Origin of the sequence: Chryseobacterium indologenes (genome assembly GCA_016025055.1) — a bacterium.
Taxonomy (GTDB): Bacteria; Bacteroidota; Bacteroidia; order Flavobacteriales; family Weeksellaceae; genus Chryseobacterium; species Chryseobacterium indologenes.
In genome coordinates this window covers 3,546,145-3,573,001 of record CP065590.1, presented here as the reverse complement: position 1 = coordinate 3,573,001, position 26,857 = coordinate 3,546,145, and the positions used below count along the sequence as shown (strand labels likewise).

General features: G+C 37.9%; 26 protein-coding genes, 2 tRNA genes and 1 pseudogene. 15 read left to right on the top strand and 14 right to left on the bottom strand.

Annotated features, from left to right (window positions below; translation table 11 throughout):
* The first annotated feature begins 2 nt into the window (after positions 1-2).
* Positions 3-326: a 2Fe-2S iron-sulfur cluster binding domain-containing protein gene (locus tag H3Z85_16415; GenBank protein QPQ50942.1), complete on the top strand. Its 324-nt coding sequence runs from the start codon at positions 3-5 to the stop codon at positions 324-326.
* A 130-nt stretch (positions 327-456) separates the two neighbouring features.
* Positions 457-807, top strand: a complete 351-nt coding sequence (locus H3Z85_16410) for a 4Fe-4S dicluster domain-containing protein (GenBank protein ID QPQ50941.1) — start codon at positions 457-459, stop codon at positions 805-807.
* Between the two features lie 104 nt (positions 808-911).
* On the opposite strand, the gene H3Z85_16405 is transcribed toward H3Z85_16410, so the two are convergent.
* From H3Z85_16405 to H3Z85_16395, 3 genes are all read right to left on the bottom strand, one after another.
* Positions 912-1,856, bottom strand: coding sequence for a 2-dehydropantoate 2-reductase (locus tag H3Z85_16405; protein ID QPQ50940.1), 945 nt, complete (start codon positions 1,854-1,856; stop codon positions 912-914).
* Positions 1,857-1,942: 86 nt separating this feature from the next.
* Positions 1,943-2,521, bottom strand: coding sequence for a Crp/Fnr family transcriptional regulator (locus tag H3Z85_16400; GenBank protein ID QPQ50939.1), 579 nt, complete (start codon positions 2,519-2,521; stop codon positions 1,943-1,945).
* Positions 2,522-2,717: 196 nt separating this feature from the next.
* Positions 2,718-3,512, bottom strand: a complete 795-nt coding sequence (locus H3Z85_16395; protein ID QPQ50938.1) for a class I SAM-dependent methyltransferase — start codon at positions 3,510-3,512, stop codon at positions 2,718-2,720.
* Positions 3,513-3,861: 349 nt separating this feature from the next.
* Here H3Z85_16395 and H3Z85_16390 point away from each other — a divergent pair, with 349 nt between their 5' ends.
* The 11 genes from H3Z85_16390 to H3Z85_16340 all read left to right on the top strand — a co-directional run bounded on the left by H3Z85_16390 (position 3,862) and on the right by H3Z85_16340 (position 13,946).
* On the top strand, positions 3,862-4,269 hold the full coding sequence (locus H3Z85_16390; protein ID QPQ50937.1) for a hypothetical protein: 408 nt from the start codon (positions 3,862-3,864) through the stop codon (positions 4,267-4,269).
* 102 nt (positions 4,270-4,371) lie between these two features.
* Positions 4,372-4,725: a hydrogenase maturation nickel metallochaperone HypA gene (locus H3Z85_16385; GenBank protein QPQ50936.1), complete on the top strand. Its 354-nt coding sequence runs from the start codon at positions 4,372-4,374 to the stop codon at positions 4,723-4,725.
* A gap of 1 nt (position 4,726) precedes the next feature.
* Positions 4,727-5,443, top strand: a complete 717-nt coding sequence (hypB, locus tag H3Z85_16380) for a hydrogenase nickel incorporation protein HypB (protein ID QPQ50935.1) — start codon at positions 4,727-4,729, stop codon at positions 5,441-5,443.
* Between the two features lies 1 nt (position 5,444).
* Positions 5,445-5,921 (top strand): urease accessory protein UreE, encoded by a 477-nt coding sequence (locus tag H3Z85_16375; GenBank protein ID QPQ50934.1) that lies wholly within the window; start codon positions 5,445-5,447, stop codon positions 5,919-5,921.
* Positions 5,911-6,915, top strand: coding sequence for an ABC transporter substrate-binding protein (locus H3Z85_16370; protein ID QPQ50933.1), 1,005 nt, complete (start codon positions 5,911-5,913; stop codon positions 6,913-6,915). Before H3Z85_16375 ends, H3Z85_16370 begins: the two co-directional genes overlap by 11 nt.
* 4 nt (positions 6,916-6,919) lie before the next feature.
* Positions 6,920-7,930 (top strand): iron ABC transporter permease, encoded by a 1,011-nt coding sequence (locus H3Z85_16365; GenBank protein ID QPQ53926.1) that lies wholly within the window; start codon positions 6,920-6,922, stop codon positions 7,928-7,930.
* Positions 7,927-8,697: an ABC transporter ATP-binding protein gene (locus H3Z85_16360; protein QPQ50932.1), complete on the top strand. Its 771-nt coding sequence runs from the start codon at positions 7,927-7,929 to the stop codon at positions 8,695-8,697. Before H3Z85_16365 ends, H3Z85_16360 begins: the two co-directional genes overlap by 4 nt.
* A 5-nt stretch (positions 8,698-8,702) precedes the next feature.
* Entirely contained in the window at positions 8,703-9,221 is a 519-nt protein-coding gene (locus H3Z85_16355) for a GNAT family N-acetyltransferase (GenBank protein ID QPQ50931.1), read from the top strand.
* Between the two features lie 25 nt (positions 9,222-9,246).
* Positions 9,247-11,682, top strand: coding sequence for a TonB-dependent siderophore receptor (locus tag H3Z85_16350; GenBank protein QPQ50930.1), 2,436 nt, complete (start codon positions 9,247-9,249; stop codon positions 11,680-11,682).
* Between the two features lie 324 nt (positions 11,683-12,006).
* Positions 12,007-12,762: a helix-turn-helix transcriptional regulator gene (locus H3Z85_16345; protein QPQ50929.1), complete on the top strand. Its 756-nt coding sequence runs from the start codon at positions 12,007-12,009 to the stop codon at positions 12,760-12,762.
* 26 nt (positions 12,763-12,788) lie between these two features.
* Complete coding sequence (locus H3Z85_16340) at positions 12,789-13,946, top strand: FAD-dependent monooxygenase (protein ID QPQ50928.1); 1,158 nt, start codon at positions 12,789-12,791, stop codon at positions 13,944-13,946.
* A gap of 551 nt (positions 13,947-14,497) precedes the next feature.
* Here the strand turns inward: H3Z85_16340 and H3Z85_16335 are convergent.
* The 3 genes from H3Z85_16335 to H3Z85_16325 all read right to left on the bottom strand — a co-directional run bounded on the left by H3Z85_16335 (position 14,498) and on the right by H3Z85_16325 (position 17,546).
* Complete coding sequence (locus H3Z85_16335; GenBank protein ID QPQ50927.1) at positions 14,498-15,919, bottom strand: tetratricopeptide repeat protein; 1,422 nt, start codon at positions 15,917-15,919, stop codon at positions 14,498-14,500.
* 122 nt (positions 15,920-16,041) lie between these two features.
* Complete coding sequence (locus H3Z85_16330; protein QPQ50926.1) at positions 16,042-16,836, bottom strand: hypothetical protein; 795 nt, start codon at positions 16,834-16,836, stop codon at positions 16,042-16,044.
* Positions 16,809-17,546 (bottom strand): hypothetical protein, encoded by a 738-nt coding sequence (locus H3Z85_16325; protein ID QPQ50925.1) that lies wholly within the window; start codon positions 17,544-17,546, stop codon positions 16,809-16,811. The genes H3Z85_16330 and H3Z85_16325 overlap by 28 nt, the downstream gene beginning before the upstream one ends.
* Positions 17,547-17,795: 249 nt before the next feature.
* Here H3Z85_16325 and H3Z85_16320 point away from each other — a divergent pair, with 249 nt between their 5' ends.
* Positions 17,796-18,287 (top strand): GNAT family N-acetyltransferase, encoded by a 492-nt coding sequence (locus tag H3Z85_16320; protein QPQ50924.1) that lies wholly within the window; start codon positions 17,796-17,798, stop codon positions 18,285-18,287.
* A 93-nt stretch (positions 18,288-18,380) separates the two neighbouring features.
* On the opposite strand, the gene H3Z85_16315 is transcribed toward H3Z85_16320, so the two are convergent.
* The 4 genes from H3Z85_16315 to H3Z85_16300 all read right to left on the bottom strand — a co-directional run bounded on the left by H3Z85_16315 (position 18,381) and on the right by H3Z85_16300 (position 20,692).
* Positions 18,381-18,453: transfer RNA gene (locus tag H3Z85_16315), tRNA-Lys, on the bottom strand.
* 266 nt (positions 18,454-18,719) lie between these two features.
* Positions 18,720-19,391, bottom strand: coding sequence for a hydrolase (locus tag H3Z85_16310; protein ID QPQ53925.1), 672 nt, complete (start codon positions 19,389-19,391; stop codon positions 18,720-18,722).
* Between the two features lie 225 nt (positions 19,392-19,616).
* The gene (locus tag H3Z85_16305) at positions 19,617-20,414 is read right to left on the bottom strand and encodes an AraC family transcriptional regulator (GenBank protein QPQ50923.1); all 798 of its coding nucleotides are present in this window, start codon (positions 20,412-20,414) and stop codon (positions 19,617-19,619) included.
* Positions 20,415-20,619: 205 nt separating this feature from the next.
* Positions 20,620-20,692 (bottom strand) — tRNA-Lys (locus tag H3Z85_16300).
* 354 nt (positions 20,693-21,046) lie between these two features.
* Here H3Z85_16300 and H3Z85_16295 point away from each other — a divergent pair.
* A complete protein-coding gene (locus H3Z85_16295; GenBank protein QPQ50922.1) occupies positions 21,047-22,081 on the top strand; it encodes an LD-carboxypeptidase in 1,035 nt (344 codons plus the stop codon).
* 98 nt (positions 22,082-22,179) lie between these two features.
* On the opposite strand, the gene H3Z85_16290 is transcribed toward H3Z85_16295, so the two are convergent.
* The 4 genes and pseudogenes from H3Z85_16290 to H3Z85_16275 all read right to left on the bottom strand — a co-directional run bounded on the left by H3Z85_16290 (position 22,180) and on the right by H3Z85_16275 (position 26,856).
* Positions 22,180-22,800, bottom strand: a complete 621-nt coding sequence (locus H3Z85_16290) for a DJ-1/PfpI family protein (GenBank protein ID QPQ53924.1) — start codon at positions 22,798-22,800, stop codon at positions 22,180-22,182.
* A gap of 106 nt (positions 22,801-22,906) precedes the next feature.
* Positions 22,907-23,902, bottom strand: a complete 996-nt coding sequence (locus tag H3Z85_16285) for a DJ-1/PfpI family protein (protein QPQ50921.1) — start codon at positions 23,900-23,902, stop codon at positions 22,907-22,909.
* 308 nt (positions 23,903-24,210) lie between these two features.
* Positions 24,211-25,826 (bottom strand): annotated as a pseudogene (locus H3Z85_16280) (beta-carotene 15,15'-monooxygenase).
* Entirely contained in the window at positions 25,792-26,856 is a 1,065-nt protein-coding gene (locus tag H3Z85_16275; GenBank protein ID QPQ50920.1) for an HlyD family secretion protein, read from the bottom strand. The pseudogene H3Z85_16280 and the gene H3Z85_16275 overlap by 35 nt, the downstream one beginning before the upstream one ends.
* Position 26,857 lies beyond the last annotated feature (1 nt).

The window sequence follows — 26,857 nt, the reverse complement described above, 5'->3', positions numbered from 1 at the left end:
CTATGAAAGAAGATATTACAATTACCGTGACAGATCAGGAAGGTACCAAACATACCCTGATCTGTCCACTTGATATGGGACTTAGTCTTAAAGATATCTGTAAAGCCTATGAACTTCCTATGGAGGCCATGTGCGGTGGCATGGCCATGTGTGCGACCTGCCATTGTTTTATTCTAAGTGAAACGATAACTCTGCCTGAAAAAAGTGATATTGAAGACGCCCTTCTTTCAGAGCTATTGAACACCCAGGCAACCAGCAGATTAGCCTGCCAGATTTATCTGACCGCCCAAATGGATGGACTTGCGGTAGAGATTCCAGCAGATTAACAGATTTAAAATAAAAGTTTGCACAGTTTATGATGTATAAATTGTTTGAACTGCTTTAATTAAGTTGAGCAGGGATTTCCGAAACCATGTTGAGGGAATCCCTTTTTCAAACCAAAAAAACTAAAACAATATGGCTATTAAAATAACTGATGACTGCATCAACTGCGGGGCCTGTGAACCCGAATGTCCCAATTCAGCCATTTATGAAGGTGCCATCGACTGGCGTTGGCAGGATAAAACAAAGCTTTCAGGGAAAGTGACTTTTCCGGATGGAACAGAAGCCGACGCAGGCGCCTATCAGGAAGCGTATTCAGATGAAGTTTATTATATTGTATCCGGAAAATGTACGGAATGTAAAGGCTTTCATGAGGAGCCACAATGTAAAGCTGTGTGCCCCGTAGACTGTTGTATTGATGATCCTGATCACCGGGAGACTGAGGAAGTTTTGCTGGACCGTCAGAAATTCATGCATGGAGATTAATCCATTCAATACAAATTATACATTCTTAATTTTTTAAATCAACCACATCGACGCATAGTTTTTAAAACACTGATAAATTTCTATGAATCTATGTGGTTGATCCATTAGTTGAGCTGTTTTGCTTTTATCTCATTGTATATTTTTTGAGTAAAAGGTGTTTCAATATTCAATTCCCTGCCATATTGAAGGATTGCTCCGGCAAACAATTCCAGTTCATTCTCTTTTTTCCCGGAATGTACGTCCAGCTGCAAAGAAGTGGGTGTTTCATAAGGAAAAGTTGCAGCTTTTTCATATGTTTTTTCAATACTATCTTCCGGAAGTTCAATGCCTTTCCGATCTGTAATCTGCTTCATTTCCTTCATGATTTCAGTGGCTTCTTTCTTCTGTTCACCATCACTGCAAACGGCTCCTATTGATGAATTGTGCTTAGCTGTTACCAATCCGAAACTTGCAATAAAGAAGAATTTCGTCCAGATATCCGTTATTGCATTCTCTTTACAATCAAAATCAATTTTACTTTCTGCGAGCAAATCCGAAATCCAGTTTATATCAGCTGAAAAATGATCCGGATCTCTTCCGACAATCATTTTTCCTGCTTTCCCTTTGTGCTCTACTGTTCCTCTTTCTTTAATATGAGAAGCAACATAAATGCACGTTGGTAATATAATATGATCAGGAATGATCTTTTTTATTCTGTCGTAAATATCAGCTCCGTTCATCATCGGAAGCAGTATGGTATTCTGATGAATAACGGGTAAAAGTTGTCGGCACACATTCTCAAGGTCATACTCTTTTACTGCAATTAAAACCAGGTCAGGATTTTTAATTTCACTGATGTGCTCTTCAATACCATTAGGATAAGTTCTGTTATTGGGATGTTCGGAAGACAAAAGAACGAGTCCGTCCTCTTTAACCTTCTCATAGGTTTGTCCACGAGCGATAAAAGACACTTTATATTTTCCGGAGGTTTCATTCGCCTGGTTGATTTTAAACCCAAAATATCCGCCTACTCCTCCCAATCCTACAACGACAATATGTTTTTTATTCATGAAATTATTTTTTAGCAAAGATCAGCGACAGGATTGAATTGATCACTTGACAAATGAAAAGAAATAACAAATAGTATGGAAGCCTGTTATTTATTAATCTCTCTTCTGATTCTGCTCAACGAACTGTCCTTAATTCCCAGGTAAGAAGCAATGATTTTCAAAGGTACATGCTGAAAAATATCGGGATCTTTTTTCATCAGATTGGAATAACGGGTTAAGGCTTTCTGACTGGCCATTTCTATTAACCTGTCGTGAATATTGTAATAATTCAAAACAAACAAAAGCCTGCTGAACTCTCTGAATTCCGGGATATTATGAAAGTTATCCTGTACATTTTCCAGCCCCGTTTCCCAAAACACACAATCCGTCACGGTTTGATATATTTCTTTCGTTGGCTGTTGCCTGAAAAACGAAAGAAAGTCATTCACAAAACAAGGTGCTGAATAAATATTGGTGGTAATTTCTTCATTATCTTCATTCAGAATATAAGAGCGCACATAGCCTTTCTCCAGAAAATAGGTCTTTGTACTGATAACATTCTGATTCAGCAATATATCATTGGCTTTCAATTCAAAAGAAGTGAACGTTCTGGTAATCTTTTCCACCACCTCGTCTTTAATGGTGAATAAAGAATGAAAATAATTGTTTATCGATGATTTGTCCATATCAATAAATCCTTAATGTAAGGTCTCTGTGGCCAAAGATAAAAATAATACGTTAAGCATAGAGATTAGGACATAAAGTTATTTTTGTGAACATAAAACCACCCCGTCAAATCAAAGATTTGACACCCCTCCGGAGAGGGGAATTATGCTAACATTAGTTGTAGTCTTTGTGGGGACTTGACATTATCATGATCTTCTATTCCAATTTTACAGCTTTTGTAGCCAGAAAGGTGGGCAGGTATTTATCAATTAGAAATCTCGGATGCGGTTGCATTTCTTCTACAAAATCCTCCATTAAAAAACCTGCTTTCAATTGTCCGCCGATAAGATCTGAAAGACTATGTCCAAAAACCAGAGCTTCATTATTTTTAAGCTTTTTTGCTATCTGCTCCTGACTAAGATCTTTGATATCAGCATAAGGTACAGTATATTTAGGCCTGATAATTCCTTCTGCCATATCCTGAGGATTCCTATCGGCTACGAAAACCACAGGATTAAAAAAACTGGCTAATAGTGTTCCTCCTTTCTTTAAAACTCTGTAGGCTTCCTCCCATACTGGATTTACATTTTCCACATAATGATTGGAAATAGGATGAAAAATAAGATCAAAAGATTCATCTTCGAAAACGCTCAAATCTCTCATATCCCCTTGCACGGTTTTTAAAGATAAACCGTCACGTTCCGCAACCTTTTGGTCCTGCTTTAGTTGTTCTTCCGAAATATCATAAACGACCACAGAAGCTCCCGCTGCTGCAAGTACCGGAGCCTGCTGTCCCCCGGCTGAAGCCAGGCAGAGGATTTTCTTGCCTTTCACATCACCCAACCATTCTTTATTCAAAGGCTTAGGAGTAAGATGTACCTCCCATTTTCCTTCTTTAGCCTCTTTAATAAGCTCTGCACTTACGGGTTGAGACCATTCGTTTTGCTCCGTTGCCTGTTGGTTCCAGGCAGATTCATTATGATGTAAAAAATCAATGTTCTGTTCTTGCATAATATTATCTTTTTCATTGGCATTATAAAACATTTACAATGCGTTAGCATTCAAATATAGTAAGTTTGTGATCATGAATAATGGAAAGACTAGCTGTTTTCATGAAAAGGGATGAAAATAATTATACCCTGGATCTATTAAATACATTCTTTACCTGATTACAAAAGTCATTTTTTTCAACATTTACAGCGAATGTAAAAAGGGTAAAGAAAGATCAAACATTACAAACAACAACCTGAATATCATTAAAGTACAAATTAAAACATAACGAAATACAGCCTTTACATTCATTCTTTGGCATTAAATTTTAATCCTGATTTTGAACATTTTTAAAAGGTTTTTGGTAAGAATGAAGGCACACAAAAGGTCTAAATTTGCAGTATCGATGAAGAAGTCTTTCTACATATCACTTACCTTTCTACTGATCCTGTTTCTAACGGCTATAACAGGATTCACAAATAACAGAAAAAGTATTCATGTAAGTTCTTCTCAGGATCAGATGGGTTTAAAAGCTTCCGATATTCAACAGCACGATATCTTATTTCTGGCTTCCATGGCTGAAAATGATATTGACCTTGACAAAGCTTTTTTTGATCTGCCTTTTATTCTATTGGTAAAAAATATTCTTTTCAGTGGATTACAATCGGGATCAGGGGCTATTATAAGCTCTGCTTCACAGCATACACATCCCTATCATCTTCCCAGATATCTTTTGTTTCATAATTTAAAGATCCGAATTTTAGGATTTTCTCTTTAACTTATCTCTGAAACCCTTATTCAAAGGGATTTCCTACGAACAATTTTGAATTTTATTATCCGAATATTTCGGATAGTCACCTCACCTATAAACCTATAAGCTATGCATGAATTAAGTATAGTGAAGGATATTTTTGACACCTTGGAAGAGCATTATAACGCCAAAGTTGAAGATATTCAACAAGTTCAGGTAACGGCAGGACTCCTGTCCAATGTACAGCCCGTCCTGATTCAGAATGCATTTGATGCATTTATTACCGACCATCCTGTGTACCGGGAAATGGAACTGGAAGTTTTTGTCAATGATATTATCGCCCGTTGTGAGCAGTGTCATAAAGACTTTCCTGTCCGGTATCACAAGTTTGTATGTCAGGACTGTGGCACGCCGTCCGCCCATATTGTTCAGGGAAATGAACTCTTTATCTCAAAAGTAATTTTTAAACAAAAAGACCATTAATATGTCAACAGCGAATCCAAAAAGTCTAGGAAACCGCGTAGGGTCGGTTCAATGTGATAATACAACCCTTCATTTATTAAAAGCCAATGATTTTGTAGCTAAAGCTATCAGAGAGCGTTTAAATAGTATTTGTGTCATCAATGTGTGCTCTTCTCCTGGATCAGGAAAAACAACTTTAATGCAGGAAACAGGAAAACGTCTTGCCAGAGATCTTAATATTTCAATCCTGGTGGGAGATCCTGAGACAGAGCGTGACGCTATCCGTATGCGTGAAGTGGGGATTAACGCACTGCAAATTGTAACCGGCGGAATGTGTCATATCGAAGCTCAGATGATTCTGCAGGCTTTGGATCACATTGATCTGGAAGGGGTAGATTTATTATTTATTGAAAACGTAGGAAACCTGCTTTGCCCTTCTGCCTTTGATCTGGGTGAAGATTACCGTGTAACACTCCTTGCCTCCACAGAAGGTGATGACAAGCCTAAAAAATACCCTCGTATGTTCTTAACCAGTGAATTGATGCTCGTTTCCAAAGCAGACCTCCTTCCTTATGTTCCGTTCTCTGTAGAGGCAGTAACAAAAGATGCTCATGAGGTGAATCCAAACTTAGAAGTAATGACGATCAGCACTTTAAACGGCGAGGGAATTGATCAATGGTGCGAGTGGCTGAAAGAAAAGGTACAACTGAAAAAGGAAAATGCGGCTAAAGAAGCTTAATATGAATACAGTGCAACCAGTCGTAATCGATGAAGTAAAAACAGGACTTGACCTCATCGCTCAACACCCTGACGTTCTGGAAATCGAATGGTTTGAAACTCAAAAACAAAAACTCACCCGGGCTACCAGGTCCGGGTTGGTTTTAGAGCTGAGATTGCCGCTCAAAAAAGAATGGCAGCAAGGAGATGCTTTATATAGTAATGGTCAATTAACGGCTGCTATTACGATCAAAACATGTCTTACTATATGTTTTCCGGTAAGAAATGATAGAGAAGCTGCAGACTTCTGTTATTTTATAGGAAATCAGCATCTGCCTGTATTTCTCGTCTCAGGTCAACAATTTGCCGTTCCTTACGACGGACGTCTCTATGAACAACTCTCCACAAGATATGGCGGTCGTATTGAGCTTAAAGACTCGCAGTTATTATCCACCCAATCTCTACGCCATCTGGCAAAAAATAAAGCATATGAACATTAAAAACAGCCTGATCACATCTCTTTTTGCAGTGATACTCCTTTTACAAAGCTGTCAAAAAACGAAAGACTCTGTCTATACAGCATCTTCAGATCAACAAGTCACTGCTACGGACAGCAGGGGCAAGGCCATTACTCTTCCCCATGAAGCGATACGGATTGTCGTATTGTACAACGCGTTGGTGGATGATGTGTATATGCTTCAGGCAGGAAAAAAAATTGTAGGGATCCCGCAGCAGATCTATGAAATGGAAGATACCTACAGTTTTCTTTCAAAACTGGATGACCGCATCAAAAATAAAACTATTGCCACCCCCACTTTTGGAGGACAATCCAGCAATGCAGAAAGTATTGTCGGTTTAAAACCGGACTTAGTTCTCACCTTTAATACCGATCAGGATAACATCAATCAGCTTGAAAACCTGGGAATTCCAGTATTTACGTTTTCATCTCTAAATGATGCGAAGATTCTTGATGAGTTGAAAAATGTAGGAAAACTGTTAGGTAAAGAAAAACGTGCAGAAGAAATCACAGGATATGTTTCTGAAGAAGTCAAAAAAATGAGAGCTTCCCAAGAATCATCTCCTAAAAAAATCTACTATGCGTGGTCAAAAGGACGCATCATGTCCACATCAGGGAAAGGAAGCCTGATCGATATGGCGATTACCTTATCGGGGGCCCAGAATGTCTGTCCCGTTCCGATAGAAGCACCTAATATCAGTGCAGAAACCATGTATAAATGGAACCCTGACTTAATTATTTTATGGAATTCCAGATTATCTGATGTGTATGATCTTAAGGAACTGGCTGCTCTTCCGGCTGTTAAAAACAAACAGGTATTTGCGATGTCTCCTTCCTTTCCGTATGATCCGCACACGGTGAAATTTATGTTGTTTGCCAAGCAGCTCCGTCACTGGTGCATGCCTGAATACACACAAGAACAGCTTGATCAGGATGTTAAAAAAGCCTTTGAAGTCATCTACGGCAAAAAGGATTGATCTGATGAAGCGATATAGTAAAAATATCATATTACTGATTCTGTTTCCTGTTCTTCTGGTATGCATTTCCCTTGTAATAGGTTCCAGCCAGAATATAGGTTTTGGGGAATTGTTTCATCACATAGCCTTAGAATTGGGAATGTCCAAAGATACAACTGTTTTGCAGGGAAGTTTGCCTACTATTTTATGGCAGGTACGCTTACCGCGGATTGTTCTTACTTTTCTGGTGGGTGCTTCGCTGGCTTCCTCCGGAGGTGTTCTTCAGGCGGTATTCAGAAATCCTATCGTTGATCCTTTTACGTTGGGCATTTCCTCAGGTTCAGCTTTTGGAGCTGCATTGGCGATGTTATTCCCTGTTTTGGCGGTTAATGCTTCAGCCTTCATTTTCGGAGTAGCTGCGGTTGCCATCACCTATCTGGTTTCTTATGCGGGGGCTAAAACTTCTATTGTCAGTATGGTTCTGGCAGGGATGATCGTTTCAGGAGTATTTACGGCATTGCTGACGGTATTGCAATATCTCAGTGATCCTTACAAACTGCAGGCTATTGTACAATGGACAATGGGAAACCTGCATACGGCCTCCTGGCAGAAAGTCCAAACTGCGATATTTCCTGTTATCATTGGTTTATTGGTGATTGTAATTCTTCGGTGGAAGCTGAACCTTCTGGCATTGGGAGATCATGAGGCGATGGCAGTAGGGGTGAATCCTACCCTTTTGAAACTAATCCTGATGGCCGTTACCACTATGATTACAGCTTCGTCCGTAGCAGCTGTTGGAGTGATCAGTTTGTTTGGGTTGATTGTTCCTCATATCAGCAGAATGATTTTCGGACCTGATAATTCGATTACAGTTTGGGCTAATATCAGCATTGGTGGAACATTCTTACTGCTGATTGATGACTTCTCACGAACTGTAATGCCTTTTGAAATTCCCATCGGTGTATTCACGATGATCATCGGTGCCCCGATTTTTATGTATCTCATGCGAAAAAAAGCTATAAACTGGAACTCATGACCCATCTGATTAGTATAGAACAGCTTTCTTTTGATTACGGAAAAGATAAGGTATTAAAAAATGTAAATGCAGGATTTCAGAAAGGGAAACTCTCTGTGATCCTTGGCAGGAACGGCAGCGGTAAATCCACTTTGTTTAAAATCATAGCCGGTCTTGAAAAAAATTACAAAGGAAACATCAGGATTGCCGGTAAAGAGCGTCGAAAAATAAAAACAGGAACAAAGTCTCCGGTCCGTCTTGGTTTTTTAACTCAATTCCATCAGACTACTTTTCCGTTTAAAGTCATGGATGTGGTATTGACCGGACGGGCTTCTTTTTCAAGATTCTCTCCTCAATCAACAGATTATGAAGCGGTAGAAGATATCCTTCAAAAATTCAATTTAACCCATTTAAAAGATAAATCTTACACTTCCCTTTCCGGCGGAGAAAGACAACTGGTACTCTTATGCCGTGTTTTGGTTCAGAAACCTGATATTTTAATGCTGGATGAACCTACCAATCATCTGGATCTGCACTATCAGGTTGCCGTGCTGGAAGTCATCCGCCAGCTGGTGAATGAAGGCACTACGGTTTTATGCGTTATGCATGATCCTAACCTTGCTTTTCAGTTTGGCGATGATTTTTTTGTCATGCGTCAGAATGAGCTGGTTCCTGTTCAATCTCTGGAAAAAGATGAATTGAAACAGCTTCTGGAAGACACTTACCAGGTTCCTTTACACGTGTTGGATAATCAGGGAACTCCCATGTTTGCACCTCAATTAAAATAAAATATATGAAAAATCATGAAGAAATAACCATTTCGAAGGTGGAAGACTATCAAGTGTTTGAAGTACTGCCTTATGTTATGGAATTCAGACGTCAGCTATATCCGTTACTGGATCCGTTGATTGTTCCAAAAGATCTGGTAAATTTTGAACAAAATTACATCCATTCCGATTCCGGAGCTTTTTTACAGGCCCGCACAACCAACGGAAAACTGATAGGGGTTATTGGAATGATGCCTTATGATTACCGGTTTCCTCACCTGAATATCGGCGACGAAACGACCGTGGAAGTTGCAAGGTTATTTGTAAACCCAGAACATCGGAGAAATGGTGTTGCCACCTTATTATTTCAGGAACTGGTAAAGAGGGCACAGCAAAAAAATATAAAACGGCTCTACCTGCATACCCACCCTTTCCTGCAGGGAGCATATGAATATTGGCTCAAACAGGGTTTTATACTGCTGAAATCCTGTTACGAAGCCAGCTATCCTACATTACACATGGAATTAATGATTTCAGGACAATAAATACACTACAACGTAGAAAGATACAATGAAGCACACAGCCAAAAAAGTATTGTACATCAATGGTATAATGCTCCTACTTCCTTTTGCCTTATCAGCACAGGAAACCCATCCTGTTTTTGGAAAAGTTTTAAATCAGGAAGGTAAAATTATTTCGAATGCTACTGTTTCCATCAATCATGGAACGCCCACAACAACGAGCAAAGACGGAAGTTTTATATTTAAAACACCCGTTCAGTATCCGGCCCAGCTGATGATTGACGCCAAAGGATATTCAGAATCCCATATCACTATAGATTCTCTTTCTTATGATGATAAAAACGGGATCACCATTCGCCTTGCCGAAAATCAGACAAATATTCAGGAGGTCTTGATTACCGCGAGAAGAAACAATTCTTATCTTACCAATACTCTTGAATTAGGCGGAAAATTTTCAGGAAACTTAAAAGATCTTCCTCAATCTGTTTCTATCGTCAGCAGTGAGTTCATGGAGGATAAACAAGCCTATACGACCCGTGAAGTGGCACAGGATCTGGCAGGAGTTACCACAGCTTCTTCGTATGATGATCTTATTATCCGTGGTTTCAAAAGTGGCTATGAGACCGGGATTCGTCTGGTGAATGGTCTGCGCTCAGGATATAGCTATGGTAATAGTTATTATCGTTCTCCATTGACCATTAATTTAGAAAGCGTTTCCGTTTTAAAAGGACCGGGAGCTTCTTTATTTGGTGATATTACACCGGGAGGTACTATTAATATGGTGACTAAAAAACCATTGGAAACACAAAAAGGATCTGTTAATTTCTCCGTGGGAAGCTTTCAGACTTTCCGTACCAATATTGATCTTGGAGGCCCTTTAGACAAAGAAAAGAAAATTCTGTACCGACTGAATGCCGGTTATGAAGACAGCAAAACCTTCCGTAATGTCAATCAACAGAAAAACTTTATGGTGGCTCCGTCATTTACTTTTAAACCTTTTGATGGGACACAGGTGGATATTGATTGGGTATATGATCAGTTTCACGGCTATCTTGACCGGGGAATGGGGTTGAGAAATAATGACTTCTACGCCTTACCACGTTCTTTTACTTTAAGTCAACCTTCTGATTTTTATAATACGAAAACATTATCATTCAGTGCGAGGCTGAGCCAGCGGCTTACTCATAATTTGTCATTGAATGCCAGTTATATGAAATCGATCTACCAGGAGGATGTCAATGAACACCGCACGCTGAACAGTTATGCTAATGCTCCTGCCAATACGATTATGAATATGCGTTTCTTTGACCGTCACGGAAAAGACTACACAGATAATTCCGTAGTCTATCTGAAATGGGATCTTACCGGGCATAAAACAGAACATCATATCATTGCGGGAGTCGATTATGCCCAGTATGAAGGAGACAGCAACAACCGGCAAAGAGAAGCCAGACAACAAAAAATAGACGGAAAGATTGTCCCGTTGACCTTTGACCTCAACAATCCTACGTATACCACTCATGATCTCAGCAATTATGTATGGCTGCCACAAGGTAACTATCCTTTCCTGAGTCCTTATAAAACAACCGGAATCTACGTACAGGATCAGATTTCTTTTGCGGACCGGTTAAAATTGGTGGTCGGATTACGTCATGAGCATTATTATTCAGAAACCGTAAGTGCCGCGGATCGTTTTCATGCCACGCAAAATGCATGGCTACCCCGTGTTGGACTGACCTACCAGATTAATGATCAGATTAATTATTTCGCAAGCTACTCACAGGGATTCGCCCCTGTTGGTGCCAATTTCATTCAGAACTATCATGATTATGGAGCTGATAAACCTTTCACAGCAGAACATAGTTTCCAGATTGAGACAGGTCTTAAAACAGGATTTTTTAAGAACCAATTGCAAATGGATTTGTCTTTATTCCGGATTGAACGTAAAAATATGTTGATTGCCACAGGTGAAATCAGTACTACAGGATTTCCGGTTTACAGGCAATCCGGACAGGCAGTGTCAAAAGGGGTTGAGATTGATATCCGCGGCCAGCTGACCAAAGAATTTCAGGTGATGGCCAATTATACCTGGAACCAAACAGAGGTTAAATCCTCTTCTATTGCTTCAGAAGTGGATCAAGCTTTACCGGGAGCTCCCCAAAATATGGCCAGCATGTGGCTGAAATATGTTTTCTCAACCTCAGCTTTGAAAGGTTTGGGATTTGGAGCGGGAGTGTATTATGTAGACACCAGACGTATGGATAACAGCATTGGAAAAGACAGTACCGGAAATGCGCTGTGGGGAGAATGGCCTTCTTATACCACTGTAAATGCAGCGGTTTATTATCACATCGGAAAAATGAAAATGGCAGTAAATGTCAACAACGTTTTCAACAAATATTATTTCCTGGGAGGTTTTGATTATACCCGAGCGTTCCCGGGCGCTCCAAGAAACGTAATGGTTTCTTTAGGGTATTCATTCTAAATTTTTTTAATCTTGTTAAAACCCGGGCTGTCATTGATAGTCCGGGTTTTTTTATTTTTAAAATTATTGTTGAAAAATGCAATGGAGCTGAGAAGACTTAAGATTGTTCTCATTTAGGGCTCCGGGATTTTATCTTTTATAGAATTATCGTTTACTCAACTCTCTTCTTCCGCAAATCTTACAGATTTTGCAAGTCAGACAGATCTTAACAAGGAAATCTGCTAATGTGCTCAAAATTTTCTCTACTAAAATATTGCTTTTACTCTATACCTTTTCATTTTTCGTATCTTCATTAGCTGAAATAATTCCTGCAATTTGCTACCTATGGATAATGACTTTCAATACAAATTTATCAAGCCCGACCATATTATTGCTGATTTTGTAGAAAATCTGGGCACTTTTCATAATGCTTCAAATGAACCTAAAGAAGTTGTTGTGATTCCCGATGGAAGAATTGATCTGTTTTTGTCTCAATCTCCCACGGAACCTTTTCACATTACACTTTTAGGATTGGAAACCTATCCCGAACAAAGACAGATCCCACCAAAAACAACAGCTTTTATCATAAGTTTTAAACCGATTGCTGTTGAATATATTTTACAAGCTTCTATTGCCGATCTATTAAACACAGGAAAAGAACTTCCTCCCGATTTCTGGGGTTTCACAGCAGATGACATTCAAAGTTTTGAACTTTGTTCTCAAAAAGCGACAGAAATAATTAAAGAATTGTTACCGGTGAAAACCGATGAAAGAAAACTGAGGCTTTTTGAGCTGATGTATTTATCAAATGGTGAAATGAGCGTGCAGGAACTCTCGGAACAAGTGGGCTGGAGCAGCCGTCAGATCAACCGTTATTTCACCAAACAGCTGGGATTGTCTTTAAAAGCTTACTGTACTATTTTACGCTTCAGAGCATCATTGGAACATATTGCCCACGGTAAGCTCTTTCCCGAACTTAATTATACCGATCAGAATCATTTCATCAAAGAAATCAAAAAGTTTTCGGGAGTGGCTCCCAAAGAATTATCCAAAAATAAAAACGACCGATTTGTACTATTATCCGTATTGAAAGGGGAATAAATTTGCATTGTAAAATTTAAATTAACATGCTGACAGATCATAAATCGATAGCGATTGTAGGTGGTGGTCCTGCGGGACTTACCCTGGCCAGACTTTTACAATTGAAAAATGCCAATGTAAAGGTATACGAAAGAGATATAAACCAACATGCCCGTGTTCAGGGTTCCCCTCTTGACTTGCATGAAGATTCGGGATTGGCTGCTTTAAGGAAGGCCGATCTCATGGAAGAATTTAAAAAGACCTTCCGCCCCGGAGCCGATAAAACACTCATCCTCAATCCACAAACAGAAGTGCTTTACAGTGACCATGAAACAAAACCCGAAGAAAATTTTGGTCATGAACATTTTCGGCCCGAAATAGATCGCGGTCCTTTAAGAACAATGTTGCTGAAGTCTTTACAGCCCGATACGGTACTATGGGACAGTCACTTTATTTCCATGGAACCACAGAATGAAGGTTGGATACTTCACTTTAAAAACGGAATTTCAGCTTATGCCGATCTTGTCATTGCTTCGGATGGAGCCCGTTCAAAGATCCGTCCTTACCTTACAGACATCAAACCTGTTTATTCAGGAGTATTGATGCTGGAAGGAAACGTTTCAAAGACAGCAGCTCCACAAATTGATGCCTTAATTAACAGTGGTAAAATCATGGCTTTTGGAAATGCTCAAAATATATTGATAGGACAGAAAGGAAATGGTGATCTCGGATTTTATGCCAGTTTTAAAGCAGATGAAAATTGGCCGGAAACAAGTAATCTTGATTTTTCCGATACTACCGAAGTTCTACGATGGTTTAAAGAACAGTATTCAGAATGGAGTAATATTTGGGATGAATTATTTGAACATGCTTATACTCCCTTTATTCCTCGTCCGATTTATTATATGCCTTTAGATCAGGCTTGGGAGACCCAACCTAACCTGACTTTAATAGGTGATGCAGCCCATGTAATGCCTCCGTTTGCCGGCGAAGGAGCCAATATGGCAATGCTCGACGCTTTGAAACTGAGTGAATATCTCACAAATAGTCAATACAATACACTAAAAGAAGCGATTGCCGCTTACGAGACAAATATGCGTAAGCAAGCGGATACAGCCATTCAGGAATCACTTGAGAATGGAGAAAGAATGCATTCAGAATATGCACTGGAAAATATGCTTGATTTTTTCAGTGGACATTCCTGATCTTTTATCTGATTCCCCTTAATAAAAAAACGGTCTCAAAATTGAGATATCCATTCATATTTTAAATTGAATAAAAGTAAAAAGAACATACTACACATGTACAACATTAATACAACATATTGAAAAGCAAAAAATAATCACAATAAAAAACAAACAGAATTAACGTTAAAAATTCAATACAAAATCAATACATCTGTTTTAAAAATACTTTATTACCAATTTGGTAAATGATGGGCCAATCAAAATACATTATAGAGAAATAGTATAAAAAAATAGAATTAATTGTTTAAGATGATCAAAATAAAGATTAAACTAAGACATATATATCGAGGTATGTAAAAAATCCCGCAAATAAAAAAACAAAAACCAAAACGCTGATAAACAATCTATTACAAAAATAAATAAGCCCTGTAGTACCCGTGTCGTACAGTTTTTTTTCTGTTTTAAGTATTTTTTTTCAAATTTGACAAAAGGCCACCAAAAAACGAGTGGTGAAAAGAGAATATTTCGAAACACTGTCTGACCTGATGAGTCAGACAGTTTTTTTTGCTTCAATCCAGGCTGTCTAAAAACTGATAAATATCAACTTCCGTAGGAATGTTTAATTTCTTTCTGAGCCTGTATTTTTTTTGCTGAACAGTCTTGTGCTGGATCAGGGTATAGCTGGCAATTTCCTTGGAGGTAAAATGCAATCTTAACAGCGCACAGAAAGTTAACTCAGAATCTTCAAGGCTGGGATTGATATTCAAAAGTTTCCGTATAAAATCCGGGTGTGTCTTTTTAAAGTATATGAGGAACTGGGGATCATTTTTTCTGGCCAGTTCCATAAGAGTTCCGTGAGTATTGTCATTCATTTTATTTTTCAATTCCTGAGACTCTATTCTAAGGTCTCTCTTCCTTTTTCTTAACCGGCTGATAATGCTCCATGAGTATATTCCTAACAGTGAGAAGGTGGCAAGAGATAAAAAGATTACCCACTGCATTTTAGTCTTATGATTTTCTGCGTCTTGTTTTGTTTCTGAAATAAAAGACTCCATATCCTGATTGATGGTGTTCAGTAATGCGGTATTGGTTTTATTTTTTGCTTCAGTGTACGCTTTTAAATAGAAATAAGCTTTTTCTTTTTGTCCTTTCTTCTCATAGACCGATCTCAGGTCATTATATATATATTTTGTATAATACACAAAGATACGTCTGGTCTTTTTATCTATTTCCAAAGATCTTTTAAATGCTTCTTCAGCTTTATCATATTGTCCGTCAGCAAGATAATATTCACCAAGGATTGTACTGATATAGAGAGCAATCCCGTCTTCTTTTTTCCGCCTTTCCATCTTGCTATATGCTTTTGATATATAAGCGTAAGCTGAATCCATATTTTTATACATATAAATGTAATCACTTATGGCACAATCGATGTATCCTGTGGTATCAAGTTTTCCTGCTTTCTGAAAATTCTGTAATGCTTCTTTATAGTTTTTTCTTTCAATCAGATAAGTAGCCTGTCGAAGGTAGATATTAAAAAGCAAGCTTGTCGTCAGTTCGGACGGATGACTTTTTTTAACAAGGCTCAGGGCTTCATCATTGTATTCAAAAGCTTTATCCATCTTTTTGAGTTCTGCGTTAAAACGGCCATATACATTATAGAACCTTGCTTTATGAATATTATTCTCTGAATCATCCAAGATTTCTTTTGCATTATCGAAGAGAAACTGTGATTTCTGATAATTTTCCGATGAAATGTTCAACTCTGCCAAATTGATGTAGCAAAGTGCTTTACCATCCTGATAGTTTAACTGTTCCGCTTTCTTATAATATCTTTTATTAAGATGTACAAGGGAATCATACTCACCGGAAAGGCGGAACTTCTCATTCTGTGTCAGCAAAGGAACATCAAATGTATCTTGATATTTCGTGGAACCCTGGTTACACGAGATTAAAATAACAACCATCATAGAAAGAAAAATACGTATCATAGTGCTTTCTATATTTAATCTACAAAATTATCATTATAAGTTATCATACTAAACATTGCAAAGTCATACCCATATATAATACTTGATTTTCTCTTTATTATCTTTCTTTAATACGCAGAGGGTCAGTCATTATTTTGTTCTTGTATATTATTAAAAAACACATAAATATCTTTCTCTCCCTGTATATTTAATCTTTTTCTGATCCTGTATTTTTTCTGCTGCACAGATTTATGCTGTACAAAAGTATAGTCTGCTATTTCCTTTGAAGTAAATCCCAGCTTCAGCATAGCACAAAAAGCAAGCTCTGAGTTTTCAAGGCCAGGATTGATATTCAAAAGACTGTTGATGAAATCCGGGTATACTTCTTTAAATTGCTTTAAAAATGAAGAATCATTTTTTCTGCCCAATTCAGTAAGCTCTTCTACCTTTTTATTGAATACATGGTTCTTCAAAACTTCGGTTTCTATTTTTAAACTTCTTTTTTTCGTTCTGAGATTTTTTATGATCTTCTGAACGTATATACCTGAAAAAGTAAGAACAGAAATAGATAAGGCTACCAATAGCGGCAATTCATTTTTATGCCAGTCCGATTCCTTTTTTGTTTCTGAAATAAAATCTTCGGTACTTTTATTCATCGTAACAAATCGCTCATTATCAAGCCTACTCTCCTCTTCCATATATTTCTTCAGATAGTAATAGGCCCGGCTGTCGTCATTTTTCTTTTTATACAAATCAGATAATGCTCTAAATACTCCACTTGTATGGGATGAGTAAGTACGTCTTGTTTTTATATTGATTTCCAATGCCTTTTTGAGAGCTTTTTCTGCTTCATCAAGCTTATTAACTTCCTTATAATAACATCCCATGGTAAAGTATACCCACAGAGATTCTACATCAGATGTTTTCTGTTCGAGCATTTTTTAGCTGCTATGGAAATGTACGTTCCGGCGAGTTCCGGCTGATGGGTAAAAAGGTAATATTGAGCAACCGTGGAATTGGTGTATGCAGAGTTTTCCAGCGCATTGCCTGTAAGAAAGCTTTTCAGGGCAGTCCCTCTCCAGCCTTTCTTGGTAAAACAAAAGCCTTTAGTGAGGTAAAGTTTTGGAAGGAGTTGTGTTGTAAGCGGAGTTTTTTTAGCCTGTTCTAAATAATGAAATGCCTTATCATTGTATTGTATAGCTTTATCATAAGCTTTAAGGTGAAAATAATAGAGACTGTATTTGTTGAAAAATATGGATCGATGATACCTGCTTTCTGAATTGACAAGATCGTTTTCGGCCTTATTAAAAAGAAATAAAGCTTTTTCATAATTTCCTGTTGAGGCATTTACTGCGGCTATATTGAGATAACAAAGAGCCTTTCCCTCCGGATATTTCATTGTAACTGCTTTTTTCAGGTATCTGGTATTAAGACGAATAAATTCTTCGTATTTCCCCGAAAGCTGCAGATCTGAGCTCTGTTTCATTAAAGAACGATCAAAACTCTCTCTTTCTTTATCCTGAGATTTTTCATTGCAGGAGATCACTAATAAGAACAATCCTATAGATAGTGTATAGATTGTAATTTTTTTAATGATCCTTGCATTGATATATTTATTTTCACTAATTGTCACATTGTACTGTTCCATCTCAAACTGGACATTCTTTTGGTAAAACAATCTCCAAATAAATTACATTTTCCGATAATTTATGTTATAAATATACATAAATATGGCACTCATTAGATATAAAACAGTATTAATATTTAAAAAATACAATACATCCACTTTATGAGATAAAGCATTAATAAAATTAATTTATGGCATTAGTCTTATATAAATTTTTCATACAAATACTTCTATCTCAATCAAAAGTCAAATCTTTGTATACGCAACATTATGATCGCAAGTCTTCAATATCGCCATCTTTTACCTACTGAAAGTAAAATCTATAGAGAAATCCGTCTGGAAAGTCTGAAAACATTTCCGGAAGCTTTTGGGGCCACTTATCAGGAAGCCTTGGAAACCAAAAAATTCAGATTGGAAAACGATATTGAAACGCAGACAACCGACAGATTTGTTTACGGAGCCTTTTCAGTCCGCCACCTTATTGGGATATGCACATTTGTTAAGAATAAAGATCATACCGGAGGAATTTATCAGATGTATGTTAAAAAAGAATTTCAGGGCAAAAATGTTGCATATGAATTGATTCATTCTACAATCAAAGAGGCCAGAAAGCGATGTAATAATATTGTTATTTTTCTGGAAGTTACTCCTGATAATGAAAGAGCGTATCATTTTTACAAAAAAACCGGATTTGAAGAAGTTATGAAAAAAGACTCTTCCACCGGTATTTTGATGCAATATTCAAAAGAGGATACATTTTAAGACGTTATCACATCAGAAATACAGATCTATGTCCTCTTTACATTCTATTACAAACAAAAAAAGAATCACTATAACAGTGATTCTTTTTGTCTGTGACCCGGCTGGGATTCGAACCCAGGACCCATACATTAAAAGTGTATTGCTCTACCAGCTGAGCTACCGAGTCGGCCACTTACTTTTTCTAGCAAATCCCTTTGTTTAAGGGACTGCAAAGATAGAAATTATTCTTTTAATTCCAAGTTTTTTCTCCATTTTTATTTAAAATTTTCCACTTTATTTATAGAGGAATAGAAAGCTGTTATCCTGTTTTATTTGGAAGCTTGCAATTTTGCAATATTTAAGTATCTGTTTATGAAATATTTTCCTAAAAAACGGTATGCAAATTAGTCTGCGTACCGTTACATTCAATTTAAAAATGAATCAGGAAGAAAATTACCAGACAAGAGGTGCTTGATCTCCATTTTGGTTTTCTGCGTAATAAAGTGAAGGAAGGATTTGGGAGAGATAGGTAAACTCACTATAGCAATGTTCCATTAATCCAAATCCAACTTCATCGGGCAGCTGCTGATCAGTACCTGCGGTTAGAGCTCCAAGAAAGAAATGGCTTCTCAGTACTCCTCCGTGTGGGGTATCTCTCATGACGTGAAACATGTATCCGTCCAGAGGATCACCATTATGATCTGTCGGTGTGTTTTCGCCAAAACCAATTCTTGCATACACAACCGCGCTTACACTTTCATTAATAAATGCCTGTTCTAAAACAACAGGATCAAAGATTTCTGCAGGGTGATGAAATTTTATCGTTGCAGGTACGGGAGGAATATCTCCGAGAGATTCCGTGGCATGTATTGTGGCTCCTACATAATTTTTGTTTTTGATCCATTTGCTGTCCCAACCTCCATGTTCTATATGATCACGGGGATGCCACAGTTTTAAATCTGCCGTTGTTTCAAAGTAGGTAAACCACCAATCGAGCATTTTTCCATTGCACTGATGCATGAGATTTCTCATCGCAACGTGCAGCATTCCGTTGTCTAATCTTTTAATACCTGTTTCAAGAGATATTGGTTTAGGGGATAGAAGGTCATCTATATCCTTAAACATCAGTTTTTCAATTTCCTTTGTCAATTCCATAATGAGTCATTTATTTATCTGTAGGATTTAAAGTAAAGGCCGATAGGAAAAATATTTGAGATTAATCTCTCTATTTCCTGCTATCTGTCTATAAATCCTGATACAAATTTAAATGACCTCTTTTCCATTTTAGTTGTACTATCTGCTAATCGATCTGGACAATCCGGAAATGTTTACGGGTAAAGGTATAGGCTGTTAATTAGCAATTTGTTTTTTAAAGTCTTCAGGAGTCTGTCCTGTTTGTTTTTTATAAAAACGGGAAAAATAGGCAGGATCATCAAAATTAAGGCGAAAAGCAATTTCTTTGATGGTCATATTGCCGGCCATCAACATCCTGTCAACCTCTAAAATAAGACGGTCATGCAATAACTGGGTAATTGTTTTATGCATTTTTTCCTTGAGTATCTGGTTGATTCTCTTTTCACTGATTCCCATTTTAGAAGAGTAAAAGCTTGCCTTCCGTTCTGTTGTATAATATTCGTCCATCAACATAATAAACTGATACACCCGTTTCTGATTAATATCCTGATGAAGAAAATAGTTTTGGTTCATCCGAATGAGATTTAACAGAAAGACTTTCAAGAGTGATTTAAGGATCAGATAAGTCCCTTTGGTATTATTATATTCCTTCTCCATCAATATTTGTATATGCCGGAGTGAGTCTGCTACTTCATTTGCTATCCGGAAATGAGTAGATTGACCGTGTATATTAAAGAGGTTAAACACATCCAACGCAAATTCTTTATCATCCTCTTCAAGATACTCTCTTTTAAAAGCAATCAGACAGCCTTGTTTATTCTTAATTTCCAATGTTTCCCGCCGATACAAAGGTATGAGATACATAGAATCATTTTCACCATCTTCCTTTGTATCTTTAAACCATATGATCTCAAAAAAACCTGACCTTTCAGCATTTTGAAAGTAATGGTCCGGACAATTTTCAAGATTAAATAAGACAAACTTCAGAGGGTCAATCTGGTGTACAAACTTCATGGGAAACTCAATTTTCATATCTGATAGACAAATATACAGGACTGTTGTTAATATTCCGGAATAAAAATCCTTTGCTGTATTTGTCTTCTGCATTTTAGAGGATAGGTCTTATCAGCGACTTTCTGGCTTTTCCTACCACTACAGCATTAAAAAAGTCGGTATAAAACAAAAAAAGAACCACTGTTACAGTGATTCTTTTGGTCTGTGACCCGGCTGGGATTCGAACCCAGGACCCATACATTAAAAGTGTATTGCTCTACCAGCTGAGCTACCGAGTCGGCCACTTACTTTTTCAAGTAAATCCCTTTGTTTAAGGCATTGCAAAGATAGTAAAACCATCTTTAATTCCAAGTTTTCCGGGGCTTTTTTATCATATTTTTTACGACAAAACCAGCAAAAGCCTGTTTATAAATTAATTACATTTCATATTTTTTTTTCTAAGAACGCTATTCTTTAATTTCTCCCTTCTATAAAGACTTTTACAGTGTAACGGAGGTGATTTATTTTTGCTTTTTATTGATTAAACATTGTATTTTTTCAGAAGATGTTCTATTTTTGAAAAAGGGTGCTTAAATACTTTGCACGATGTAGTATTTCAGCAGTTTAATTATAATTTTTCCATTTCTGTTCACATGAAGCTTATAACTCCAAAAAAATTATCATCCGGTGATAAAGTTGCTACTATTTCCATGTCCTGGGGAGCTGCCGGTGATTTACCCTACAGATACCAGAAGGGTAAAGAGAGACTGAATAAGATTTTTAATCTTGAAGTTACCGAAACCCAACATGCCTTACAACCCGCCCAGTGGATATATAATAATCCCGAAGCCAGGGCTAACGACCTTATGGAAGCCTTTTCGGACCCTTCTGTAAAAGCAATTATTTCAAATATTGGCGGTGATGACAGCATCCGGATGCTTCCCTATATTGATCTTGATATTATCAGAAATAATCCTAAAATATTTCTGGGCTTTTCTGATAGTACCATTACTCATTTTATTTGTTTAAAAGCAGGCTTAAGCTCTTTTTATGGTACTTCCCTGTTAGTAGGGTTTGCAGAGAATGTGTCAATGCATGATTATCAGATCAGTGACATTAAAAGGACACTTTTTTCATCTTCTGTAATTGGACTGATTCAACCGAATCAGGAAGGATGGACAACTGAATTTCTTGATTGGTTCGACCCTTCGCTACAGGAAGTAAAAAGAAGATTAACTCCACCTACAGGATGGCGTTTTCTCAGAGGGACCTCAATTGTGCAGGGTCCGTTAATCGGAGGATGTATGGAGGTTCTGGAAATGCTGAAAGGAACGGAATATTGGCCGGACCCGGAAATCTGGAAAGGTTGTATTCTCTTTTTTGAAACATCGGAAGGAAAGCCGCAACCGGATTTTGTAAGATATTGGCTCCGAAATTATGCTGCAACAGGCATTCTCAAAAATGCAAAAGGAATTATTTTCGGAAGACCTTATGACAACTTGTATGCAGATGAGTATGAAAAGGAAATTTTAAAAGTACTCGATGAGGAAGGATTGTATGATCTGCCCGTCATTACCCGCATGGATTTTGGCCATACCTGTCCTACTTTTACACTTCCCTATGGAAAATTAGCAGAAATCAACTGCGTTGATCAGTCTTTTTCTATTCTTGAAAATGGTGTAATGTAATATTTCAGAAAATAATTGTTTCCGGCGGCTTTCAGCCGCCGGAAACAATATATCAGGAGCAACAGATTATCTAGATTCTTGCGGTCAAGACCTCCTATCTACGCTTGCCGATATTCAAAAAGTTCCACAATTTTATCTGCGACCTGCTGTCCATGGTGCTTTCCGATTAAATAAAGAGCAGCATCTATTCCCGCTGTAATACCCGCCGTTGTAATTAATTGTCCCTGATCCACATACCGGACACCTCTTTGAACATGAGTCTGAGGATTGTGCTCTTCCAGGGCATCCAGAAGCATACTATGGGTTGTAATATCATAATTATTGAGAATTCCTGTTTTTGACAGCAGCATACTTCCCGTACAGACAGTGAAAACAACAGTTCCTGCATTGTACTGGTCTTTCACCCACTTCAAAACCGTATTTTGAAAATCATCATCCTGAAGATATTGCATTACCTGCTCAGGATTAGTTCCCGGAATGACGACCATATCAGGCCTGGGGGATGATTCTATATCGTAACCAGGGATAATAGACATCGTATTTCCTTCTGCATAAACAGGATCTTTGGTTTTTCCTACCGTATAACAGGTATAACAGTCCGGATACAATACATTTGCTTTCACAAAAACATCGAGGGGTCCATTCAGATCAAGAACTTCAACCTGGTTATAAATTAAAAAAGCCACGTTCATTGTTTGTTTACTCTCTGTGTGTTTCATCATGATATATTATATTATTAAGTTTATAATTCTGGTATAAGGCCATACTTTTCCGTGCTGATAATTGATGATCAGCAATTTTAACGTCCGTCAAAGGGGAAAGTAATTAGTCTGTTCCGTTAAAGGCTTTCCGATATTGTGCCGGGGAAACTGAAAGGTGCTTTAAAAACAGACGTCGAAGGGAAACGGCACTTCCCAATCCACACTTACCTGCGATCATATCGATTCCCATATCTGTGTATTCCAGCAGGTCTTTCGCCTGATCCAGTCGCATTTTTTCAAGAAACTTACCCGGTGTCATTCCGGATTCTTTTAAAAATACCCGGGAAAAATTCCGGACACTCATATGCACTGCCTGTGCCATGTATTCTATCGTAATTGTCCGGCTGAGTTTATCTTTGAGCAGATCCCTGATTTCTCTGGTAAAGGAAGTCATCATCTCGTAATCAGGTAAAAGATGACCAAACTGGGATTGTAACCCCGGTCTCTTCAAGTGTAAAACAAGATGGCGGCCAATTTCAGAAGCCAGGGATATTCCAAAATCTTCTTTTACTAATGCCAGGGCCAGGTCTATACCTGAAGATACTCCTCCCGAAGTATATGTATTCTGATCTTTAATAAAAAAAGGATTAATATTAACATCCAGCTCGGGATAAGATTTCTGCAGAGCATCTGCATATTTCCAGTGGGTAGTCACCTGTTTGCCATGTAACAATCCTGCTTTAGCCAGAATAAAAGCCCCGACGCATACAGATCCTATACGTCGTACTGCTGTTACAGTATTTTGCAGGTAATTATAAAGATCAGTATGTATTTCATCCAATATATCAAGGGTTGTACCTCCTACTAACAAGGTATCGATGGGAAAATCGATATCATAGATGGAATGACTGCAGTGTAGGGGCATTCCTGAGCTAGAATACAGTATTTTCTCAGAAGTACCCGATACCATAAAAACATTATATCCGGCCTGATCATTACCAAGAAAACGGGTGGCAGAAGTAAACACATCACATGGTCCTGCAATATCCAGCAATTGTACCTGAGGCAATACAAGAAGGACTATATTTCTCTTACCCATATTCTTTTCAGTATTCTTCATAACCTGATTCATATAAGTACAAATGTACTGAGAAAGCGATTTGTCCGCAATGACAAAAATTATACTATTTCGGCCAGGATCGTTATGAACATCAGGTTAAAAGCTACCCTTTTCCGATGACAAACGAATGAATTCCAATCTGTGTTCTACGAAGATTGTTGAAACTCTATTATTGCTGTTATAGCTGAGCAAAAAAAGAGGCTGCCTTCTGAAGCAGCCCCACCACTCTAACTATAAAACAAGCTGAATCAGCTATACTTTTTAATTTTGTTTGTAAGTATCATGATTGTACTTTTTGTACAGTCAATTTACGCAGGAGATAACCTTCTGGACTTCAAATAAAGAACTGTCCGATTCAGATACGGAAAAATAATAATCAGCAAGAGAGAGGCAAAAAGAAGCCAGACCATCATTTCATAATAATCCATGGCAAAACGTACATGATCCTGAATATTAATCTTTGCTACCAAAATTTTATGGGCCGCTTTTACGGCGTGATCTTCAGACATTCCTTTGGCCATTAGTTTCGCGGTTTGCTGATGAAGAAAATTTTTTACTTCCGGATCTGCCGCAGTCAGGTGATCCTGAAAGGCATTATAGTGACGGCTTTTTTCAAAAAGCTCATAATAATTGATAAGAGCAATACTGATACAGAAACCCAGATACCGTATAGCCAAAGCTGTAGCTGCCGCTGAGGGTCCGATCGATGCCGGAACCGATGAAATAATAAAAATAATGGTAGGAACCATAAGTAAGCCTACTCCCAGTCCCTGAACGAATAGCGGAATATAATAATTAAACTCATTAGCCTGAATATCAAAAGAATAATACATCAAAGCATGGAATGCAAGCAGCATTAAAAACCCCGGCACCCAGATATATTGTATCTTCTTCTTTTGTAATACCATACAACAGGCTACAATTACTCCAAGCACAAGCCCTGAAATATTAAAAATATTGATATATGAAATATGGAAAGGATCCAGATGCAATTCGCCAGCAAAGTAATTATTGGTAATTCCTGAAGCAAAACGACATATATACATGATAAAAAGGATCAGTAATCCAACTTTAAAATTCCGGTACCTGAAAACACGCAGATCAATATAAGGCCTCTTATGTGCATACTGGCGAATGACTGAAATAGCACTCAATACAATTATCGCGACCACGCTCCCCTGAATCCGGACATCTTCCAACCAATAATATTCCTGTCCAAAAATCGTAATGTACCCCACCAAAACTAACATAATACCATAGAGCACAAAACTTTGCCAGTCCAGTTTATAAAGCGGAAATCTTGCATGGGGCCTGTAGTTACTCATGGTAAGCATAAGAAAAATAAGCCCCGGCAAATAGGAAAAAATAGCGGTCTTATATACAATATTAAAATTAAACGAATCGATAAGGTCTGCTGTAATCAGGTTATTAAAAGGCAATGCACAAAGCAGAATCCCGAAGAATACTGAAAAACTTATCTCCCGTCCCCTTTCACTGCTTAGCCGCGTAAACATGAGTGTGAGGGAAAGGTTGACATTCCCTGCAAACAGTATTCCCTGAAGAAAACGTACAGGAAAAAGGATGTAGATTTCGCTGGTATAATAACAGATCAGACATGCTACAATCTGGAGCGTTGTAAAAATGAGAAAATATTCTTTAGCCGCAAGAAAACTAAAAAATCTTCTTTCCAGGCTGTAGAATCCCACATAACCTGCATAGAATAATGCTACTGCAAACTGAATATCAGCAGGTTCACATCCATAATATCCTGCAGCAGCATTCATATTGGAAAGCGGCAGGAAAAAATTATAATCCCGGGTAAGGTCATGGAAAAAAGAATGATCTTGACCAGCCACTCAGGAACCCATCGTTTAAAGATCGGAAGTTTTCTAGCCATTGGAATGCTTTTTATTCGCATATACATTGACATTCATGCCCACTTTCAGAACATCAATTTCATTTCTTTTCCCGTCTACCCTTATTCTTACCGGGATACGCTGTACAATCTTTACATAATTTCCGGTAGAATTATCAGGTGGAAGTAAGGAGAAACTTGATCCTGTTGCCGGTGACAGCGAAATAATTGTTCCCTGAAACTCTTTGTCCGGGTAAGAATCAGCTATAATTTTTACACGATCCCCAATATGCATATCTTTGATTTGCGTCTCCTTATAATTGGCAACCACCCATTTATCCGTCTCATTGTTCACGATAAAAGCAAGGGTCTCGCCCGCTTCAATCATCTGCCCCACTTCCACTGTTCTTCTTCCCATTCTTCCATCATATGCTGCCGTGACAGCGGTATAACTTACATCGAGTTTATGACGGTCCAACAACGCTTCCAATCTGGCTATTTCAGCCATTACAACCGTTTTTTCAGCCTGTATATCATGTATTTTAGAGACCGATGCTGCGTACGTATCCTGGGAAGATCTATAATCACTCTCGTTCACATCCAATGTGGCTTTTACATCTTCAAGTCTTTGTTTGGTTGCTGATTCTTCATTATATAATTTCTCATACCTGTCATAATCAAGCTTTTGTTTCCAGACCTTTGCTTTATTAGCTGCTACCTGAGCCTGTGCTGAAGCCGCTTGCTTCTCGGTAGTACCGGTAGTACTTTCCAGGACTTTTAGTTCTGCACGGGCTTTCTGAAGGGCCGCCTGCGTTTGCTTCTGCTGAAGAACATATTCACGGTTATCAATAATCAAAAGAGTATCTCCTTTTTTTACTTCCTGATTTTCTTCAAATTTAACCTCCACAATGAATCCTCCGGCTCTTGAGATGATCGGATTTACGTATTCCTGAACCTGCGCATCATTGGTTTGCTCATATTTTGAATAATTTTTAAGGCTAAAACCGCCCCAGACTGCCAATGCAGCAACGATAAGAACTGAGATCCATCCTGTAATTTTGGTAATTAACCGATCGGTTGGAGTATATTTTTTTTTCATT

What these genes read in the sequence shown, in the direction of transcription:
- H3Z85_16415 (QPQ50942.1), top strand. Translation starts at nt 3, where the DNA reads ATGAAAGAAGATATTACAATTACCGTGACAGATCAGGAAGGTACCAAA.
- H3Z85_16340 (QPQ50928.1), top strand. Translation starts at nt 12,789, where the DNA reads ATGCTGACAGATCATAAATCGATAGCGATTGTAGGTGGTGGTCCTGCG.
- H3Z85_16375 (QPQ50934.1), top strand. Translation starts at nt 5,445, where the DNA reads ATGAATACAGTGCAACCAGTCGTAATCGATGAAGTAAAAACAGGACTT.
- H3Z85_16310 (QPQ53925.1), bottom strand. Translation starts at nt 19,391, where the DNA reads ATGTTTAAGGATATAGATGACCTTCTATCCCCTAAACCAATATCTCTT.
- H3Z85_16345 (QPQ50929.1), top strand. Translation starts at nt 12,007, where the DNA reads ATGGATAATGACTTTCAATACAAATTTATCAAGCCCGACCATATTATT.
- H3Z85_16405 (QPQ50940.1), bottom strand. Translation starts at nt 1,856, where the DNA reads ATGAATAAAAAACATATTGTCGTTGTAGGATTGGGAGGAGTAGGCGGA.
- H3Z85_16325 (QPQ50925.1), bottom strand. Translation starts at nt 17,546, where the DNA reads ATGGAACAGTACAATGTGACAATTAGTGAAAATAAATATATCAATGCA.
- H3Z85_16395 (QPQ50938.1), bottom strand. Translation starts at nt 3,512, where the DNA reads ATGCAAGAACAGAACATTGATTTTTTACATCATAATGAATCTGCCTGG.
- H3Z85_16370 (QPQ50933.1), top strand. Translation starts at nt 5,911, where the DNA reads ATGAACATTAAAAACAGCCTGATCACATCTCTTTTTGCAGTGATACTC.
- hypB (QPQ50935.1), top strand. Translation starts at nt 4,727, where the DNA reads ATGTCAACAGCGAATCCAAAAAGTCTAGGAAACCGCGTAGGGTCGGTT.
- H3Z85_16285 (QPQ50921.1), bottom strand. Translation starts at nt 23,902, where the DNA reads ATGAAGAATACTGAAAAGAATATGGGTAAGAGAAATATAGTCCTTCTT.
- H3Z85_16350 (QPQ50930.1), top strand. Translation starts at nt 9,247, where the DNA reads ATGAAGCACACAGCCAAAAAAGTATTGTACATCAATGGTATAATGCTC.
- H3Z85_16305 (QPQ50923.1), bottom strand. Translation starts at nt 20,414, where the DNA reads ATGAAGTTTGTACACCAGATTGACCCTCTGAAGTTTGTCTTATTTAAT.
- H3Z85_16410 (QPQ50941.1), top strand. Translation starts at nt 457, where the DNA reads ATGGCTATTAAAATAACTGATGACTGCATCAACTGCGGGGCCTGTGAA.
- H3Z85_16355 (QPQ50931.1), top strand. Translation starts at nt 8,703, where the DNA reads ATGAAAAATCATGAAGAAATAACCATTTCGAAGGTGGAAGACTATCAA.
- H3Z85_16400 (QPQ50939.1), bottom strand. Translation starts at nt 2,521, where the DNA reads ATGGACAAATCATCGATAAACAATTATTTTCATTCTTTATTCACCATT.
- H3Z85_16390 (QPQ50937.1), top strand. Translation starts at nt 3,862, where the DNA reads ATGAAGGCACACAAAAGGTCTAAATTTGCAGTATCGATGAAGAAGTCT.
- H3Z85_16295 (QPQ50922.1), top strand. Translation starts at nt 21,047, where the DNA reads ATGAAGCTTATAACTCCAAAAAAATTATCATCCGGTGATAAAGTTGCT.
- H3Z85_16335 (QPQ50927.1), bottom strand. Translation starts at nt 15,919, where the DNA reads ATGATACGTATTTTTCTTTCTATGATGGTTGTTATTTTAATCTCGTGT.
- H3Z85_16360 (QPQ50932.1), top strand. Translation starts at nt 7,927, where the DNA reads ATGACCCATCTGATTAGTATAGAACAGCTTTCTTTTGATTACGGAAAA.
- H3Z85_16275 (QPQ50920.1), bottom strand. Translation starts at nt 26,856, where the DNA reads ATGAAAAAAAAATATACTCCAACCGATCGGTTAATTACCAAAATTACA.
- H3Z85_16320 (QPQ50924.1), top strand. Translation starts at nt 17,796, where the DNA reads ATGATCGCAAGTCTTCAATATCGCCATCTTTTACCTACTGAAAGTAAA.
- H3Z85_16290 (QPQ53924.1), bottom strand. Translation starts at nt 22,800, where the DNA reads ATGAAACACACAGAGAGTAAACAAACAATGAACGTGGCTTTTTTAATT.
- H3Z85_16365 (QPQ53926.1), top strand. Translation starts at nt 6,920, where the DNA reads ATGAAGCGATATAGTAAAAATATCATATTACTGATTCTGTTTCCTGTT.
- H3Z85_16385 (QPQ50936.1), top strand. Translation starts at nt 4,372, where the DNA reads ATGCATGAATTAAGTATAGTGAAGGATATTTTTGACACCTTGGAAGAG.
- H3Z85_16330 (QPQ50926.1), bottom strand. Translation starts at nt 16,836, where the DNA reads ATGCTCGAACAGAAAACATCTGATGTAGAATCTCTGTGGGTATACTTT.